Consider the following 17,135-nt stretch of genomic DNA (forward strand, 5'->3'; position numbering starts at 1 on the left):
ACAAACTCACATGACACTTAGTATCATTGTTGCCATGGCACATAATCGTGTTATTGGTTTTAACAATCAGATGCCTTGGCATTTACCTGCTGATTTGGCATGGTTCAAAAAAAATACGCTTAATAAGCCTGTTATTATGGGCAGAAAAACTTTTGAATCTATAGGAAAACCTTTGCCTAATCGACATAATATTGTTATCTCAAGGCAAGCAAAAGTAGATTTTGAATCGGAAAAAATTTCAAATCTTAGCTGGGTAACATCTATAGATGAAGCCATTTCTCTTGCCAAAAGGCTTAATTGCGATGAAGCGTTTATTATCGGTGGGGGTAATATTTATCAACAAGTTTTGCCATTTATTGACAGACTTTATTTAACCCATATTGATGCTGATTTACAAGGTGATACTTATTTTCCTAATTACGCCCCCGAAACTTGGCAATCAGTTTTCCAAGAACATCATCAAGCTGATGATAAAAATCCTTACGATTATTACTTTGAAGTGTTAGAACGTAATTCAACTTTCTAACGGAATAATGTTTTATTGAGCAAGACTTAGGGTAGCCTAGCAAATCGCTCACCCTTGGTGGCGTCTTGCTTCAATGACATCGGGTAGCTGTTTTATTTTATTGAGTATACGATTTAACGAGTCTTGATCAAAGATTTCCATGTCGACATCAATATTAGCCAATTGTTGCTTCATATCACTTCGACTTATTAATCCAAGCACATTGACTTTTTCGTTAGCTAAAATGGTTGTGATATCACGTAATAAGCCACTCCGATCGTTAGCGATGATCTGTATCACCATGGTATAACTTGAATTGGTTTCATTACTCCAAACCGCACTGGTGATTCGTTCAGGAGCGTGATTTTTTAAATCCTGTAACTGTTCACAATCCGCCCGATGAATGGAAATACCTCGCCCTTGAGTTACAAAACCGACAATTGGATCACCGGGAATAGGACGACAGCAATTTGCAATAGTGCACATTAAATTACCGACACCTTCAATAATAATTTCACTTCCTTTTTTATTACCGGTTTTATTGGTATTTTTCGTTTGTGAATTGGATTTTTGAACAATTTGTTTTAATGCCGCTTCGTCTTCTTCTTCAGCGGTAGGTTTATTGACTTGGGCATTAACAAAATTGACCAATTGATTTATTCTGACATCACCACTACCAATACCGGCAAGAACTTCATTAAAGGAATGGGCGTTATATTTATCAATCAGCATTTTTTCAACGCTTTTCAAACTGATATTTAAAGGTTCCAGCTCATCTTCTAAAATTTGTTGACCAGCTGCTATATTTTTGTGTCGATCTTGTTTTTTAAACCATGCCTGTATTTTAGCTCGTGCCCGACTACTATTTACAAATCCGGTATTTGGATTCAACCAATCTCGGCTTGGATTAGGTTGTTTTTGAGTGATTACTTCAACTTGATCGCCCATTTTTAGGTTATAAGTAAATGGTACAATTCGTCCTCCAACTTTTGCACCAATACAACGATGACCTACATCACTGTGAATATGATAGGCAAAATCAAGCGGTGTTGAACCAGTAGGCAAATCAACCACATCACCTTTAGGCGTAAAGACATAGACTCTATCATCAAAAATCTGGCTACGTACGGCTTCTTGTATTTCACCGCTTTCAGACATCTCTTGTTGCCATGTTAATAATTTTCGTAGCCAAGTAATTCGCTGATCATAAGCAGTCATTTTATCAGTACTGCCTTCTTTATATTTCCAGTGCGCAGCAATGCCTAATTCAGCATCATTGTGCATTTGCTCAGTTCGAATTTGAATTTCAATCGTTTTATTTTCGGGGCCATACACTACGGTATGAATTGATTGATAACCATTTGGTTTGGGGTTGGCAACATAATCATCAAATTCTTTAGCAATATGTTTATAATGACTATGGACAATACCTAATGCGTTATAACAATCTTCAATACGATCACAAATAATCCGTACAGCACGAATATCATAAAGATCTTCAAATTCAAGGTGTTTGCGTTCCATTTTTCGCCAGATACTGTAAATATGTTTCGGGCGTCCATAAACTTCTGCACGAATATGATCTTTATTCATTAACGCTTGTAGATGCTTAACAAAATGATTGATATAGGATTCACGATCAAGGCGTTTTTCGTGTAATTTTTTAGCAATAAAGCGATATTCATTCGGATAGAGATAACGGAAACAAAAATCTTCCAGCTCCCATTTTAATTGACCAATTCCTAAACGGTTGGCAAGCGGTGCATAAATGTTAAAACACTCCTTAGCAGCCAGTACTTGTTCTTCTTGTGGAGCATTTAACAAATTACGTAAATAAGTGATGCGTTCGGCAATTTTTATCACTACACTGCGAAAATCATTAACCATTGCCAATAACATACGGCGGATGCTATCAATCTGTTCAGACGTTGCACTGCCATTGCGGATGGCGCGAAGTTGACGAATTTCTTTCATTCGAACAATGCTAGAAATAATGTGCATCATTTCACGATCAAAATCTTCAGGAATATCTTCTCGACGTATAATCTTAGTTTCAAGGAAAGGGAGCAACAAAGCCGCACATAAACTGTTGATATCCATATTAAGTGTGGATAATATTTCAACCATTTCAACGGCATTTTGAAAACAGTAGACTTGCTCAGCTGCACCGGCACTGCTTTCAAAGCAAAAATCCCAGACTTGTTTAAACGTCTGATAACTATCCGCGTTAGTCAGTTGTAATTCTTGTTTTGCCCATTGTTCGACATCAAACTGTGCAAGAGAGTAATGCTCTTCACTATGTTGGTGTGCTCCTCTAATTGATACCATAATTATGATCCTGATTTGGTTAACAACAACATTGATTCAATATGTTTAGTTTGTGGAAACATATCTAAAATTGCTACTTGAGCAATGTTATAACCCGCTTGAGTTAACACTTTGCTATCTCTCGCTAATGTTGCGGGATTACATGAGATATAAACAATTTTTGACGGCGCCATTTTAACAATTTCTGTCGTTGCATTAAATGCCCCAGCTCTGGCAGGATCTAATAAAACTTTATCAAATTGTGATTGATTCCATGTAAAAAATTGTTGATTATCCTCTAAATTACTCGTTAAAAAATGAGTTTCGGCACAAACCTTGTTGCTATTTAATATAACGTTTAATTTCGCTTTTTCAACTAGTTCTTCTACGCCTTCAACGCCCGTTAATGATTGACAATAGGTAGCCATAGGTAATGAAAAATTACCCATACCACAAAAGAGATCTAACACTTTATCGGTTGATGTTAATGTTAGCCAATCAAGCGCTTGTTCAATCATTTTTTGATTAACGTTGCTATTGACTTGAATAAAATTCAAAGGACTAAAAGTAAGCTTTAACTGATTGATTAGATAATAATGTTCCGTATGGCCGGTAATGTGCTGTAAATCTATGCCATGAAAGTAGAGTGAAATACCATTTTTTTCAGCGAAGTTTGTTAGTAACTGAGTGTCTTCATTGGTCATAGGCAAAGTATGCCTTAATACCATGATAATGCCACTATCAACAGCAACCAATTCAATATGCCCAAGCGATTTTTTTGATTTAATTTGACGTAATATTTTTTGCAAAGGAGCGAGTAATTGATCCAAGCTTTCGACCAATACAGGACAGTATTCTATATTGATAATTTGATTTGATTCAGCCTGACGAAAACCAATAAATAATTCACCTTTTACAATATTTATTGAAAGTCGGGCTCGTCGGCGATAATGATAAGGTTGATCAGCAATAATAAGCGGTGCTGAGTCAGTGATATGAGTTAACGATTGCCCACTTTCTTTTTGTATGAGATTAATGAGCGCATGATACTTTGCACTTTGCTGCAAATCCGTTGAAATATGCTGCAATTCACAGCCACCACATTTTTGATAATAGCCACATAATGGTTTTACCCGTTGGGCACTTTGATTGTGGTATTTGATGACCTTCGCTTTAGCATAATTTTTTTTATTTTCTGTCAACTGGATATCAACAGTTTCATCGGGTAAGGCTGATTTAACAAAAATAGTTTTGCCTTTGTGATTTGCAATTCCTTGTCCGAAGGCATCTATCGCTGAGATGGTGACCGTTAATTTTTGTGGAGCTTGTTTTTTTGAAGGTGGAGTATAAAAAATAACCATATAAATTCAACGTTATGTTAACCGTTTTAACAATTCTGTTTTGACATGTAAAGGAACTAAATTGGTAATATTGCCACCATGATAAGCAACATCTTTCACAATGGTTGAAGAGATAAAACCAATAGTCATTGATGGCATTAAAAATAAAGTATCTAAATCCGGTTTTAATGCGCGATTCATTTCGGCTAATTGTCTTTCGTATTCAAAATCTTGAGTGGTTCGAACACCTCGAACAATGACCGTTGCATTATGAGTTTGTGCAAAATCTGCCATTAAATTATCAAATCCAATCACTTGTACATTAAGTAAGTGTTCAACTGAACTGGATGCTAAATTGACCCGTTCTTTCAAACTAAATAACGTTTTTTTATTCGGATTTTCCGCAATTGCAACAATTAATCGAGGAAACAACAGCGAAGCTCGAGTAATCAAATCGATGTGCCCGTTAGTAATTGGATCGAACGTTCCCGGAAAAATTGCAGTTAAACTTTTACTTTTCATCAATCATAATGTCCATTTGCCATGATAGCTCTATCATACCGAATTCTTATCAAAATTGTTAGGGTAACTTGACAAAAAGCTTTGATGGTTTTATCGGAATATTCATCGTTGGTTATAAACGCGCATTGAATAAAATTGAGGTGTTACCGTGGTAGTAAGTCCCATTAAATCCAGTTGGACTTAACTCCATTGGTGTTAGCTCATATAGCATTAAGTGTTCATTTTTCCGTTTACATACTCAATTGATATAATATTATTCAATTAAAAATTGATAGATCGTTAGATATTGATAGGTTTCATCAGGTGTTAACCAACAACTAGGTTGTGGCCATTTGGGGTGATGTGGGCTATCTGGTAGAAATTGTGCTTCTAGCGCGATACCTGCATAATTGTCATATTCCCCATTATGACGGTTAGGTGTATGTTGCAGAAAATTACCGGTATAAACTTGTAACGCTGGTTTGGTCGTTATGACATTCATGGTCACTTTATTATCGGATGAGGTTAATTGCGCGGCAATTGGCTGGGTTTTGTCCAGTAAATACGCATGATCATAGCCACCTGTTTTTTGTCGTTCAGAACTTTCAAGTAATCGGTCTGATAATCGTTTTGCTTGGCGTAAGTCCATATCAAATTCAGCGACACTAGCTAAATTGTCATCAGGTATGCCATGATTATCAACGGGCAAAAATTGGTTAGCATTGACTTGTAAAGTGTGATTGAGGATAGTGTTACTTGTTTCGCCATCTAAATTAAAATAAGCATGATTGGTTAAATTTACCACAGTAGTTTGCGTGGTAGAGGCATTGAACATGATGATAACTTGATTATTATCGGTAAGTTGATAGGTCACTTGAACTTTCAGTTCACCGGGATAACCTTGATCACCATCGCAAGAAATTAAACTGAAAATGACTTGTTGATTAGATTGATCATCAATTTGCCATAATTGCTTATCAAAGCCTAACTTTCCGCCATGAAGCTGATTTTTACCTTCATTGGCCACAAGCGGATAGCGTTTATCGCCTAATTCAATAGATGCATGAGCAATACGGTTAGCATAACGCCCAATAGTTGCACCTAAATAAGCCTGTTGTTGTTGATATTGCGCTAACGAACTACAACCAAGAAGTACTTCACGATTTTTATTATCAACCGGTATTAAGCAAGAAAGCCAAGTCGCTCCCCAGTTAGATAATTTAATCTGCATCCCTTGCTTATTAGATAGTGTAATGATCGTTGTTAAAGACATATGGCGTGCGCTCCTTCACTTGGTTGACAGATATATATATCTTCTTTAATACCAAATTTATTCTGATAATTATTGCTTACAACGGTTTTTACTGCATCAACTTTATTTTTATTTACCAGTGCAACAACACAGCCGCCAAAACCGCCACCTGTCATACGAACTCCACCTTGTTCACCAATAACATTGTTGATAATGTTCACCAGATAATCGATAGCAGGTACTGTAATTTCAAAGTCATCACGCATTGAATTGTGACTTTGCGCCATTAATGTCGATAGTAATTTGTAATCACGACGTGCAAGTGCATGAGATGCCAGTAAAGTCCGTTCATTTTCGGTAATGACATGATGTGCACGTTTAAAAACGCTAGGATCAAGCGTTGGTTTAATTTTCAATAAATCTGATAATGTGGCGTCTCGTAATGCTTTTACGCCCAGCGCTGTTGCTGCTGCTTCACATTGCCTACGACGAGTATTATATTCGCTATCGACTAATCCACGTTTAATATTTGAGTTAATAATAACAACAGCTAAATCATCGGGTATTGAAACCGGATGAACAGAGAGCGTACGGCAGTCAATAAGTAAAGCATGATGATCTTGTCCAAGTGCCGATATTAATTGATCCATAATTCCACAATTGCAACCAACAAATTGATTTTCCGCTTCCTGACCGATTAATGCTAATTTAGTGCCATCTAAAGGTAAATTATTTAGAACTTGAAACATTTTGCCGATAGTCACCTCAAGCGAAGCCGATGAACTCAATCCTGCACCTTGGGGGACATTACCGCTAATTGCTAAATCAACACCATAAAGGGTATTTGCATAGTTTTTTAAATGTTTTACTACACCTCGAACATAATTAGCCCATTGATATTGTGAATGTTTCTCAATAGGGGAATCTAGCCAAAATTCATCTTGTTGATTATCATAGTCAACGGCAATTACACGTATTAATTTATCGGTACGTTTATGGCAGCTTATTACTGTGCCATAATTAATCGCACAAGGTAATACAAAACCATCGTTATAATCGGTATGCTCACCAATCAAGTTGACTCGCCCTGGTGCTTGCACAGTGATATCGGGTTGATAACCAAATAGGGTTGCAAAAGCTTGTTTAGTTTTATCGATTAATGCTTTCATCTATTTATCCTTTTTATCTTTATAATGAACATCACTGACATTGCGGAGTCTTTCAGCTGCCTGTTCAGGCGTTAAATCCCGTTGTACTTCAGCTAACATTTCGTAACCTACCATAAATTTTTTGACTGTCGCTGAACGAAGCAAAGGAGGATAAAAGTGAGCATGAACTTGCCAATAGTCAGTGGTACCTTGCATAAATGGTGCGCCATGCCAACCCATAGAATAGGGGAAAGAGCAATTAAACAAATTATCATAACGACTTGTTAATTTTTTCAGCGCCACCGCTAAATCAATCTGTTGGCTGTCGGTTAATAAGGTTAATTGTGCAATATGTGTTTTGGGTAATAATAACGTTTCAAATGGCCATGTTGCCCAGAAAGGCACGACAGCAAGCCAATGCTCTGTTTCAACAACTATTCGCTCACGATAGATCAATTCTTTTTGGGCATAATCAACTAATAAATTGCGGTGATAGGTTTCAAAATAATGATGCATATTCAGGTCTTCACGAGCGATTTCATTTGGGATAAAGCTATTTGCCCAAATTTGTCCGTGTGGATGAGGATTAGAGCATCCCATTACTGCACCTTTGTTTTCAAATATTTGCACCCAAGGATAATTTTGGCTTAGTTCTTTTTGCTGTGATATCCAAGTTTTAATTACTCCCTCAATTGCCTTTAAGTCTAATTCTGGCAAGGTTTTACTATGATCGGGGGAAAAACAGATTACTCGACTGGTTCCTTTGGCGCTTTGCATTTGAAAAAGAGGATCATCAGCTGGCGGCGAATCAGGGGTATCATCCATTAATGCGGCAAAATCATTAGTAAATACAAAAGTACCTGTATAGTCCGGATTTTTATCACCCGTGACCCGTTTATTGCTGGGGCACAAAAAACAGTTAGGATCGTAACTGGGTTTTTGTTCTTGATTTAGTGTTTCTTGTTGACCTTGCCAAGGTCGCTTGGCTCTATGCGGTGACACTAAGACCCATTGAGCCGTTAATGGATTATAACGACGGTGGGGATGATCAACAGGATTAAATATTTGCATGTTTGCCTCTTTTAACATATTGCTGGTATTCATCTTTTTCATTAATCTTGAGGATAACCTTGTGGGTTATTCGATTGCCAATTCCAAGAATCTCTGACCATATCATCAAGCGTTAATTGGGTTTTCCACCCGAGTATCTGTTCTGCTTTTTTTGCATCTGCCCAAAATGCGGGTAGGTCGCCCGCACGTCGGGGTGCGTAATGCCACTTTAACGGTTTTCCTGACGCTTTCTCAAATGCTTCGATGACTTGTAAAACACTATACCCAACACCTGATCCTAGATTGTAAATATGGACACCGGGTTGATTATGATCAGCTTTTAATGCGGCGATATGACCATCAGCTAAGTCAACAACATGAATAAAATCACGAACACACGTTCCATCTTGCGTCGGATAATCATTTCCAAACACCGCCAATGATTCTCTTTTTCCTACAGCAACTTGGGTAATAAATGGCATAAGATTATTAGGAATACCAAGAGGATCTTCGCCTATTAATCCACTAGGATGAGCCCCCACAGGATTAAAGTAGCGTAGTAGGGTCAATGACCAATCAGGTTCGGCAATAGCCAAATCCATAATACATTGTTCGACCATTAACTTACTTTTTCCATAAGGGCTGGTTGGTAAACCTTGTGGCAAGGTTTCAACATAAGGTACGGGGGCTGATTCACCGTAAACGGTTGCGGATGAACTAAAAACTAATTGTTTGACGCCTGCATCACGCATTGCCTTCATTAACACAATGCTGCCATAGACATTATTTTCATAATACTCAAGTGGTTTATATACCGACTCACCGACGGCTTTTAAACCCGCAAAATGGATCACTGCTTGAATATCATGTTCATTAAAAATTTGCGCTAATAAATTGGCATCTCGTACATCACCTTGATAAAAATTGATTGGCTGATGCGTAATTTGTTGGATTCTTTTTAATACCGATGCTTTACTATTGAATAAATTATCTATCACAATTGGCGTATAACCTGCTTTAATCAATTGAACACAGGTATGACTTCCTATATATCCACAACCACCAGTAACGAATACTTTCATATAGAAACCTCAATTTATCTTAAATTGTTAATAATTTGGTTATTGTTGTATTTCAGACGGGTGTTTATTTTTAGGTATGAATAGATCCCAAGGCCCTCGTCCGGATAAAGTGAAAGATGAAATAAATGTAAAACTAAATGCAATCAAACCAAGCACCAGATAGGCTCCTGTAAATCCAATTTCGACATACATTAGACCTGCAAGTGTGGACATAAACATCGTTGAAAGTTGTTTAGCAAAACAAAATGCAATCAAATAAACGGTTGCCGATAATCGTAGAGGGAAGTGTTTTGTAATATATTTAAATGCCCCGACAAGTAATAGTGGCGCTTCAAACATGTGTAAGGTTTTTAGAATAATAACTTCAACTGCATTGCTGGCAAATGCTGAGCCAGTTATACGAATTGACATAATAGCACCGGCAACTAATAACGTATTTTTGCTACCAATTTTTTTCACAATCCATGGAGCAAAAAACATGACGGTTGCATTTAAAATTTCACCGAGAGTTGTGACATAACCAAAGGCTTCTTGACCGACTTGTTCACTGGAAAAAAACGACGTAAAAAAGTTTGCAAACTGCTGATCAAAAACATCATAAGTACAGGCGACGCCAATTATATAAAGCATAAAACACCAAAGTTTCGGCATTTTTAATAAATCGACTGCGAGTTTAAAATTAAAGGATTCAGGCTTATTTAATCCCATTTGTTCAACGATATCGGTGGTGGAAGTTTTAGCGGGATCGGCTAATTTCACTAAAATAAGTAGAAATAATGCAAAACCAGAACAGAGCCAAAAAACCGCATTAATGTTCTTCGAAATCATAATTCCAACAAATGATGCACAAATTGCCCAACCAAAACAGCCAAACATACGGCAACGCCCAAATTCAAATCCACTGCGTCTGCTTATTTTTTCAACCAAGGCTTCAATAGCAGGCGCACCACCACTAAAAACCATGCCAAGATAAAACCCTCCAGCTATCGCACCGACAGTAACATTAAATTGTAGAAGTGGCCCTAACACATAAATAAAAAATGGCCCAAACAAGACTAACAGTAGAGTAATAAGCCAAAGGAGATGTTTTTTCAGTCCTAATTTATCTGAAATTAAACCGAATAAAGGTTGGAAGAGTAGTGCAAAAAATGAAATAAACGAAAAAACATAGCCAGTTTTTGCTTCATCAAGCCCGTTCATTTTCAGCCAAACGGGAAAGAATGGGCAATAGGCACCCATGATGAAAAAGTAGAAAAAGAAATAAAAACTGAAAATCCAATAATTCTTATTATGCCTTGCTGACTTAGTATTTTGATTCATAATTTACTTCCTTTAATCGAATTTGAATGAACCTGCATTCATTAGGAAATCGTTTACATATTTTTTATGGATGAACTTGTTTCTCTTTTATGGTGGATAGTATCACCATAAAATGATGAAAAAAGTGATCTAGATAACACTTTATGAAATCGATTACATTATTTTGTTGTTTATGAGTAAGATGTTTTGTTGATGACGATGTTTTAATTCAACTCAAAGAATCCAAGAAGATAACTCTATTCTATTTAATATTATCAATTTATTCATGAGGCGATTCTGCTTATAACGAAATGAAATATAGCGTTAATATGCAGTTTACATGTTGAGCGAAAATAAGATAACTTTTATGGTATCGATTACATTGGCAAACAAGAAGCCGTTTTTATCTATTTTATCCACTCCTTGAAGATAAGGTAGGGAATAGTGATTAGGTGAGATAATATAACAGATGTATTTAACCATAACAGGGAGCTAAATGTTAAAATCATCTCACGCCATGTAGGATAAATGCTGACGTGAGAAGTGAATTGATTAAATCATCCTTTAAACATGTTTAAACGCTGCTCAAAATCATGCCAGTCATAAAATCCATCTTGATTTTGCATGGCATTTTTAAGCTGCAACGTAAAATGTTGTGGTGGGTTATTCATACTGATTTGAGCACCGGTAAATAGTTGTTCAAAGCTTTGATAAACGTATTCGGCTTTAAAATAGTGTGTTCCAGACTCTAAATGACGAAAACGTTGTAAAATTACCTTACCACCGATTGGTGTTGTTTCATATTGATTCGGTAACTGATAATGTTCAAAGTCTAATGCGCCGAATAATGAAGCAATGGTACTATCATGTCCCACAAGTAAATGAATTTTTCGATCATCATGATGCATAAGATTGTTTATCATATTAATCAATTCGGTAGCAGAATGTTTGGCAAGCGTTTTAGTTCGACAGACTAAGTTTAGATATTGATTACGTATCTGAATAAGTTGTTGCCATTGTGCTTGGCTGTTGATTCTTCCCCACGCAATCTGTTCTTTGGGAAAGCCCGAATAATATTGTAATAAAAATGCATCTACTGCACTAACACCAATCGCTAATGCACCTAACAGAGCAGGTTCTTCATGCTTTTTCAAATAAACTTCAACAGGAATATCGGCTAAATCACATTGATATTGTGCATAAAATTTGGAATGTTTATAGTCTAAAATATCGGCTAAAATTTCATAAGCAGGCGCTAAATTTTTATAGATTGATTCTGCTGTAACAGTTTCATCAATGTCCTTAATAACAACTTGTTTAAATTCGTCAGAATCGTTACGTAAACTAGGATCAAACATGGAATCCATTTTTTCAATAGGGTATTTATGATTGATGGGGATGTCATATCCGGCAAAAGCACCTGCTGTCAAAAATTGAGCTGTAGCAACCGTTCTTTGTAAACTATTTGCATACACAAACACATCAGAAGAAGTTGCTTGGTATTGAATATGTTGATTTTCAAGCCATGTCGCTAAGTATCGTCCAAAATAAACTTCTAGCGCACCGCCTCGGGTAGTTAGATAACCATAAGGATGATCCCATTTAGGCCATTTAAACGGCGTGGCTTGTTCTAAAAATTCAAGTGTATTTTGTAATGGTGTACGGATTCCATGTCGGCTTAATATGACGACTTTATCCAATTGATAGTGATTGTTCATTATTGTTTCACCCAGCCTTGTTGATGTAAATAGTTGAGAATAAATTCTCGTTGTCCTTTGTAGAGCGTTTCAGCTATTTTGTTACTCCATCCGCCTTCTTTTTGATTAGAACTACGAGTTTGATAATAATTTTCTATTTGCTCATCATACTGTGCCAATAATGTCTGATTGATTGGTTGATATTGATTTTCGAAAAAGATTAATTCACTCGGTAATCTTGGTTTCATTTCGGGTTCTTGATCTGGATACCCAATACAGAGACCAAAAAGGGGGATAACATATTTTGGCAAGGCTAGTAATTGTGTCACTTCAGATATATTATTACGTAAACCACCAATATAGACTGTACCTAATCCTAACGATTGCGCAGCAATAACCGTATTTTGCGCCATCAAGGCGGTATCAATACAACCGACTAAAAGTTGTTCGGCTCGTTCAAGAGGAATCGTTGCATCAATTTGAAAATGTCGATTAAAATCGGCACAAAACACCCAAAATTCGGGAGCTTGATAAATATAATTTTGATCACCTGAATAGTGAGCTAATTTTTTTCGCTTATCACTGTCTGTGATACGAATAATGGTTGAACATTGAAGAAAGTTAGAACTCGGAGCCGATTGTGCTGCTTGAATCATCGATGCTATTTGCTTTTGCGTCAATGGGGTGGGTTTATAAGCACGAATTGAACGACGATGATAAATGAAATCAAGAGTTTGATTTTCCATAACGGCTCCTTAATAACGTTATTGTTTTTGAAACTGTAAATCCCAAACACCATGACCAAGATTTTGACCTCTTTTTTCAAACTTGGTAATAGGTCGGTCTGCTGGTCTTGGAATATAATCTCCTGTTGATGATAAATTTTTATAACCTGTCGCTTGATTTAACACCTCAAGCATATGTTCGGCATAATGTTGCCAATCTGTTGCTAGATGTAAAATACCATTAACTTTTAATTTACGTCTGATAAGTTCGACAAAAGCAGGCTGAATAATTCGACGCTTGTTGTGCCTTGCTTTATGCCAAGGGTCAGGGAAGAATATTTGCACCTTATCTAATGAATTATCTGCAATCATGTTTTCTAAAACTTCGACTGCATCATGGCACATCACATTTAAGTTTGATAATTGATTTTCTTCGATCGCCATTAAACAAGCTCCGACACCCGGTTTATGTACTTCAATACCTAAAAAAGATTTCTCGGGGGCATTTTTTGCCATTTCGATGAGTGATGCACCCATACCAAATCCAATCTCTAAAACGACGTGTTGATTAGGTTCAAAGTGAATGGGCGATCCCGCATTATATTCGACACCAAAGACGGGCCATAAATTTTGTAATGCTTGTTCTTGACCTTTGGTCAAACGACCTTGTCGTAGCACAAAACTGCGTATTGTTCGTTTCGGTTTTTGTTCTTCAATATCTGTATGTAATTGTTCTGCCATTAGATTATCTACTTGTGTTGTAAAATTGATTTAAACTAATTGAAAGCTACTCTAAAATAGCGATGATTACTTAGTTTACTCGATTTTAAGTTGACGTCAAAAAACATATTGATTACCCATGGACTCTTACACTATTTTGCTAGGCAGGTTAAATTATTTTGATAATTTTTTATAATGTGGTTGAGCATGATCACCAAATGATTATATAATTGTCACTCCGATTTAACCGATTACGGATACGTAATCATGATTACATGCTTGAGGATTTCTCGTGCCTGATATGAAGCTTTTTGCTGGCAATGCTACACCTGAGCTAGCAAAGCGTATAGCTAATCGTCTTTATACTTCTCTTGGTGATATTGTTGTTGGTCGTTTTAGCGATGGAGAAGTGAACGTTCAAATTAATGAAAATGTCCGTGGTGAGGATGTTTTTATCATTCAATCAACTTGTGCACCAACCAATGATAATTTAATGGAATTGCTTGTTATGATTGATGCAATGCGTCGAGCATCTGCAGGTCGTATTACCGCTGTTATTCCTTATTTTGGTTATGCTAGACAAGATCGTCGAGTGCGTTCTGCACGGGTTCCGATCACAGCTAAAGTGGTTGCTGACTTTTTATCAACTGTCGGTGTTGATAGAGTATTAACGGTTGATCTTCATGCTGAACAGATCCAAGGTTTTTTTGATGTGCCAGTGGATAATGTATTTGGTAGCCCTGTGATTTTAGAAGATATGCTTCAACGTGATTTTGAACGCCCAATTGTTGTCTCTCCGGATATTGGTGGGGTGGTGCGAGCTCGTGCTATTGCAAAACTGTTAAATGACACCGATATGGCGATCATCGATAAACGTCGTCAACGAGCGAATGAAGCTGAAGTGATGAATATTATTGGTGATGTTGCTGATAGAGATTGTATTTTAGTCGATGATATGATTGATACAGCAGGAACGCTTTGCAAAGCCGCTGATGCATTAAAAGCACGTGGTGCTAAAAGAGTATTTGCCTACGCAACGCATCCGATTTTCTCGGGTAAAGCCGTCAGTAATATTAAAAACTCAGCCATTGATGAAATAGTCGTTTGTGATACTATTCCATTAACAGCTGAAGTTAAAGCATTGAAAAATGTACGTCAATTAACATTATCAGGAATGTTAGCAGAAGCAATTCGTCGCATAAGCAACGAAGAATCGATTTCTGCAATGTTCCATCAATAATTGATTTTTAATGATAAAGATGCCCCGTTTTTTGGGGCTTTTTAATTTAACATCTTCAAGTAACAACAGCTAACAATTAAAACATCATGACAACCATAAAACTTATTGTAGGACTGGCCAATCCTGGAAATGAATATGCCCAAACTCGACATAATGCAGGGGCATGGTATGTTGATTTGCTTGCACAACGTTATCAACAACCGTTAAAAAATGATCCTAAATTTTTTGGTTATAGTTCACGTATCAATATCGCAGGACATGACATACGTTTATTAGTGCCTACCACGTTTATGAATTTAAGTGGTAAAGCTGTTCAAGCGATGGCTTCATTTTATCAGATAAAACCCGAAGAAATTTTAGTTGCTCATGATGAACTTGATTTAAATCCAGGTATTGCGAAATTTAAATTTGGCGGAAGTCATGGTGGTCACAATGGTTTGAAAGATATTGCTAGCAAATTAGGCAATAATCCAAATTTTTATCGATTAAGAATCGGTATCGGGCATCCGGGTGATAAAAATAAAGTGGTCGGTTTTGTGTTAAATAAACCTTCTAAGCCCGAGCAAGAACTAATAGATAAAGCGATTGATGAATCTGCACGTTGCACGGATATTTTATTATCACAAAGCTTTGAAGCCGCAATGAATCGATTACACTCGTTTAAAGCGTAATGCCGTTGATTGAGTCGAACGAATTACAATATGCTATATAAAAAATCCACCCGAAGACCAGGTGGATAACAAATCACGTAACAATCTTTGATTAAGAAAATAGATGGGTAATATTACCGCCTTTTTCGGCAATTCGTTTAAATACTTCTTTAATTAACCAAGTATTCATTGCCGCGGTATCATCTGTACTACCCGTGTAATTAAGTTCTTTTGCCAATCTTTTACGAGCATCTAGACTATTGTCTATTCCTAATAATTTTAAAAGATCAACAATCGATGTTTTCCAATTAAGTTTTTCAGGAAATTTGCTCGCTAAATTATTAAGAATTGACATAACATCCACGTCCGAAATGGGCGTTTGGTTGTCTGAATGTGGTTGAGTTTGATTTTGGTCTTGATTCTGATTATTTGACGCGGCATCTTTATCATGACCGGTAATGCTGTTGACTTGATTTTTAACGGCATCAGCGACATTACCGACAGCCGCTTGAGCACTTGGAAAGATTTTAGAAAAAATATTATTTAAGATACCCAAATTACACCCCCCTATGTTTAAACTGCTTTTGAAAAAAGTGCTTAACTATTCAGATGTACAAAATATCGCCTTTAGTATAACGTTTAACAAACAATAGTGTCAAAGAAGTTCTGGATTTATAGCATTTTTTGTTGTTAATTCAGAGAGTAAATAACTTAAAGCCACGAATAAAGTTTTTCAATAAAAAACTATCTTGGCGTTTTAAATTATGATAACCATGGATAAACTTAGATTGTTAACCATTCACTATTTGTAAAAATGACGCTATTAATTCTAGATTGTTCAGTTTGTTATCTGATATTGATTCCAAGTGTTGAACATGAAAAGATGATTGAGATGTTTTTATTTGTGTCCTATAAATTCCAGTTTATTTGAAGCTAAAGTGAATCACGTAAATGAGTAAATCGAAACGATAAAAGAGATGCCTGACAAATTCTAGTTTTAAAAAGTATTGCGATGACAACGTCGAACAAAAAAATTCGCAACATTCACGCAATAATTCGATATGTCAAAGCCAATACCTTATACGCAAAATGATAATATGTCAGAGCCAGTTTTATCAGAATAAAAAATTGTGTATGATAAAAGAAATAATGTCATTGTGGCTTTGTAACTGAAGCATGCTTTTTGCAAACAATATTGTGGACGTTTCAAAAAATTTAGCTTCATTTTTTTACTGTACGCAATCTTTTTTGTTTCCCACAAAGTATGATGAAAACTACTGGGTTTGATTATTTTCAAACGAGTAATAATGCGGGTCAATGGATCGAACACAATTATAAAGCCTACGCTAATTTAGGCGATCCGAATTCTGATAAGATTTAATTGAAAAGAGAGGTCAACTATGAAATTAATTGTCGATAATATGAGTTGTCAGCACTGTGTTAATACGATTACTAAAGCGATTAACGATATTGATCCAAAAGCGAAAGTAACCATTGATTTGGCTAAACATGAAGTTGATATCGAAGGCGGGACCATTTCACAAGAAGCCGCTATAGCGGCTATCAATGAAGCTGGGTATGAATTTGTAGGTATTTCATATTAATTAACCTATATTAAA

Annotated in this window: 16 protein-coding genes; 4 read left to right on the forward strand and 12 right to left on the reverse strand. The window is 36.3% G+C overall.

Annotated elements, in window-relative coordinates; genetic code table 11:
* The first annotated feature begins 10 nt into the window (after window positions 1-10).
* On the forward strand, window positions 11-526 hold the full coding sequence (gene folA / locus ACGH6P_RS01045) for a type 3 dihydrofolate reductase (RefSeq protein WP_411596548.1): 516 nt from the start codon (window positions 11-13) through the stop codon (window positions 524-526).
* A 48-nt stretch (window positions 527-574) separates the two neighbouring features.
* Here the strand turns inward: folA and relA are convergent, their stop codons facing one another.
* From relA to trmB, 11 genes are all read right to left on the reverse strand, one after another.
* Window positions 575-2,833, reverse strand: a complete 2,259-nt coding sequence (gene relA, locus ACGH6P_RS01050; RefSeq protein ID WP_411596517.1) for a GTP diphosphokinase — start codon at window positions 2,831-2,833, stop codon at window positions 575-577.
* A gap of 2 nt (window positions 2,834-2,835) precedes the next feature.
* Complete coding sequence (rlmD, locus tag ACGH6P_RS01055; RefSeq protein WP_267380828.1) at window positions 2,836-4,173, reverse strand: 23S rRNA (uracil(1939)-C(5))-methyltransferase RlmD; 1,338 nt, start codon at window positions 4,171-4,173, stop codon at window positions 2,836-2,838.
* 12 nt (window positions 4,174-4,185) lie between these two features.
* Window positions 4,186-4,674: a pantetheine-phosphate adenylyltransferase gene (gene coaD / locus ACGH6P_RS01060; protein WP_267359378.1), complete on the reverse strand. Its 489-nt coding sequence runs from the start codon at window positions 4,672-4,674 to the stop codon at window positions 4,186-4,188.
* 253 nt (window positions 4,675-4,927) lie between these two features.
* Window positions 4,928-5,926: a galactose-1-epimerase gene (gene galM, locus ACGH6P_RS01065; protein WP_411596518.1), complete on the reverse strand. Its 999-nt coding sequence runs from the start codon at window positions 5,924-5,926 to the stop codon at window positions 4,928-4,930.
* The gene (galK, locus tag ACGH6P_RS01070) at window positions 5,917-7,074 is read right to left on the reverse strand and encodes a galactokinase (RefSeq protein ID WP_267359382.1); all 1,158 of its coding nucleotides are present in this window, start codon (window positions 7,072-7,074) and stop codon (window positions 5,917-5,919) included. The genes galM and galK overlap by 10 nt, the downstream gene beginning before the upstream one ends.
* On the reverse strand, window positions 7,075-8,124 hold the full coding sequence (gene galT / locus ACGH6P_RS01075) for a galactose-1-phosphate uridylyltransferase (RefSeq protein ID WP_411596519.1): 1,050 nt from the start codon (window positions 8,122-8,124) through the stop codon (window positions 7,075-7,077).
* A gap of 41 nt (window positions 8,125-8,165) precedes the next feature.
* Complete coding sequence (galE, locus tag ACGH6P_RS01080; protein ID WP_411590292.1) at window positions 8,166-9,185, reverse strand: UDP-glucose 4-epimerase GalE; 1,020 nt, start codon at window positions 9,183-9,185, stop codon at window positions 8,166-8,168.
* Window positions 9,186-9,224: 39 nt separating this feature from the next.
* Window positions 9,225-10,505 (reverse strand): MFS transporter, encoded by a 1,281-nt coding sequence (locus tag ACGH6P_RS01085; RefSeq protein WP_411596520.1) that lies wholly within the window; start codon window positions 10,503-10,505, stop codon window positions 9,225-9,227.
* A gap of 536 nt (window positions 10,506-11,041) precedes the next feature.
* Window positions 11,042-12,202, reverse strand: a complete 1,161-nt coding sequence (locus ACGH6P_RS01090; protein ID WP_411596521.1) for a histidine-type phosphatase — start codon at window positions 12,200-12,202, stop codon at window positions 11,042-11,044.
* The gene (nfsA, locus tag ACGH6P_RS01095) at window positions 12,202-12,927 is read right to left on the reverse strand and encodes an oxygen-insensitive NADPH nitroreductase (RefSeq protein ID WP_411596522.1); all 726 of its coding nucleotides are present in this window, start codon (window positions 12,925-12,927) and stop codon (window positions 12,202-12,204) included. Before nfsA ends, ACGH6P_RS01090 begins: the two co-directional genes overlap by 1 nt.
* Window positions 12,928-12,945: 18 nt before the next feature.
* Window positions 12,946-13,647, reverse strand: a complete 702-nt coding sequence (gene trmB / locus ACGH6P_RS01100; RefSeq protein WP_267359393.1) for a tRNA (guanosine(46)-N7)-methyltransferase TrmB — start codon at window positions 13,645-13,647, stop codon at window positions 12,946-12,948.
* A gap of 271 nt (window positions 13,648-13,918) precedes the next feature.
* Between trmB and ACGH6P_RS01105 the strand changes: the two genes are divergently transcribed.
* A complete protein-coding gene (locus ACGH6P_RS01105; protein ID WP_065558808.1) occupies window positions 13,919-14,866 on the forward strand; it encodes a ribose-phosphate pyrophosphokinase in 948 nt (315 codons plus the stop codon).
* Between the two features lie 86 nt (window positions 14,867-14,952).
* On the forward strand, window positions 14,953-15,537 hold the full coding sequence (pth, locus tag ACGH6P_RS01110) for an aminoacyl-tRNA hydrolase (RefSeq protein WP_324100926.1): 585 nt from the start codon (window positions 14,953-14,955) through the stop codon (window positions 15,535-15,537).
* A 91-nt stretch (window positions 15,538-15,628) separates the two neighbouring features.
* Here pth and ACGH6P_RS01115 read toward each other — a convergent pair whose 3' ends face one another.
* On the reverse strand, window positions 15,629-16,072 hold the full coding sequence (locus tag ACGH6P_RS01115; RefSeq protein ID WP_411590297.1) for a DUF3597 domain-containing protein: 444 nt from the start codon (window positions 16,070-16,072) through the stop codon (window positions 15,629-15,631).
* Between the two features lie 844 nt (window positions 16,073-16,916).
* Here ACGH6P_RS01115 and ACGH6P_RS01120 point away from each other — a divergent pair.
* Window positions 16,917-17,120 carry a heavy-metal-associated domain-containing protein gene (locus ACGH6P_RS01120; protein ID WP_267349770.1) on the forward strand — a complete coding sequence of 68 codons (204 nt, stop codon included), beginning with the start codon at window positions 16,917-16,919 and terminating at the stop codon, window positions 17,118-17,120.
* Window positions 17,121-17,135 lie beyond the last annotated feature (15 nt).

The organism is Gilliamella sp. CG25 (genome assembly GCF_046635705.1).
Classification (GTDB): domain Bacteria; phylum Pseudomonadota; class Gammaproteobacteria; order Enterobacterales; family Orbaceae; genus Gilliamella; species Gilliamella apicola_I.

Coding starts and splice junctions, on each gene's coding strand:
- galK (WP_267359382.1), bottom strand. CDS start 7,074: ATGAAAGCATTAATCGATAAAACTAAACAAGCTTTTGCAACCCTATTT.
- nfsA (WP_411596522.1), bottom strand. CDS start 12,927: ATGGAAAATCAAACTCTTGATTTCATTTATCATCGTCGTTCAATTCGT.
- trmB (WP_267359393.1), bottom strand. CDS start 13,647: ATGGCAGAACAATTACATACAGATATTGAAGAACAAAAACCGAAACGA.
- ACGH6P_RS01120 (WP_267349770.1), top strand. CDS start 16,917: ATGAAATTAATTGTCGATAATATGAGTTGTCAGCACTGTGTTAATACG.
- ACGH6P_RS01085 (WP_411596520.1), bottom strand. CDS start 10,505: ATGAATCAAAATACTAAGTCAGCAAGGCATAATAAGAATTATTGGATT.
- galE (WP_411590292.1), bottom strand. CDS start 9,185: ATGAAAGTATTCGTTACTGGTGGTTGTGGATATATAGGAAGTCATACC.
- folA (WP_411596548.1), top strand. CDS start 11: ATGACACTTAGTATCATTGTTGCCATGGCACATAATCGTGTTATTGGT.
- pth (WP_324100926.1), top strand. CDS start 14,953: ATGACAACCATAAAACTTATTGTAGGACTGGCCAATCCTGGAAATGAA.
- relA (WP_411596517.1), bottom strand. CDS start 2,833: ATGGTATCAATTAGAGGAGCACACCAACATAGTGAAGAGCATTACTCT.
- galT (WP_411596519.1), bottom strand. CDS start 8,124: ATGCAAATATTTAATCCTGTTGATCATCCCCACCGTCGTTATAATCCA.
- rlmD (WP_267380828.1), bottom strand. CDS start 4,173: ATGGTTATTTTTTATACTCCACCTTCAAAAAAACAAGCTCCACAAAAA.
- ACGH6P_RS01090 (WP_411596521.1), bottom strand. CDS start 12,202: ATGAACAATCACTATCAATTGGATAAAGTCGTCATATTAAGCCGACAT.
- galM (WP_411596518.1), bottom strand. CDS start 5,926: ATGTCTTTAACAACGATCATTACACTATCTAATAAGCAAGGGATGCAG.
- coaD (WP_267359378.1), bottom strand. CDS start 4,674: ATGAAAAGTAAAAGTTTAACTGCAATTTTTCCGGGAACGTTCGATCCA.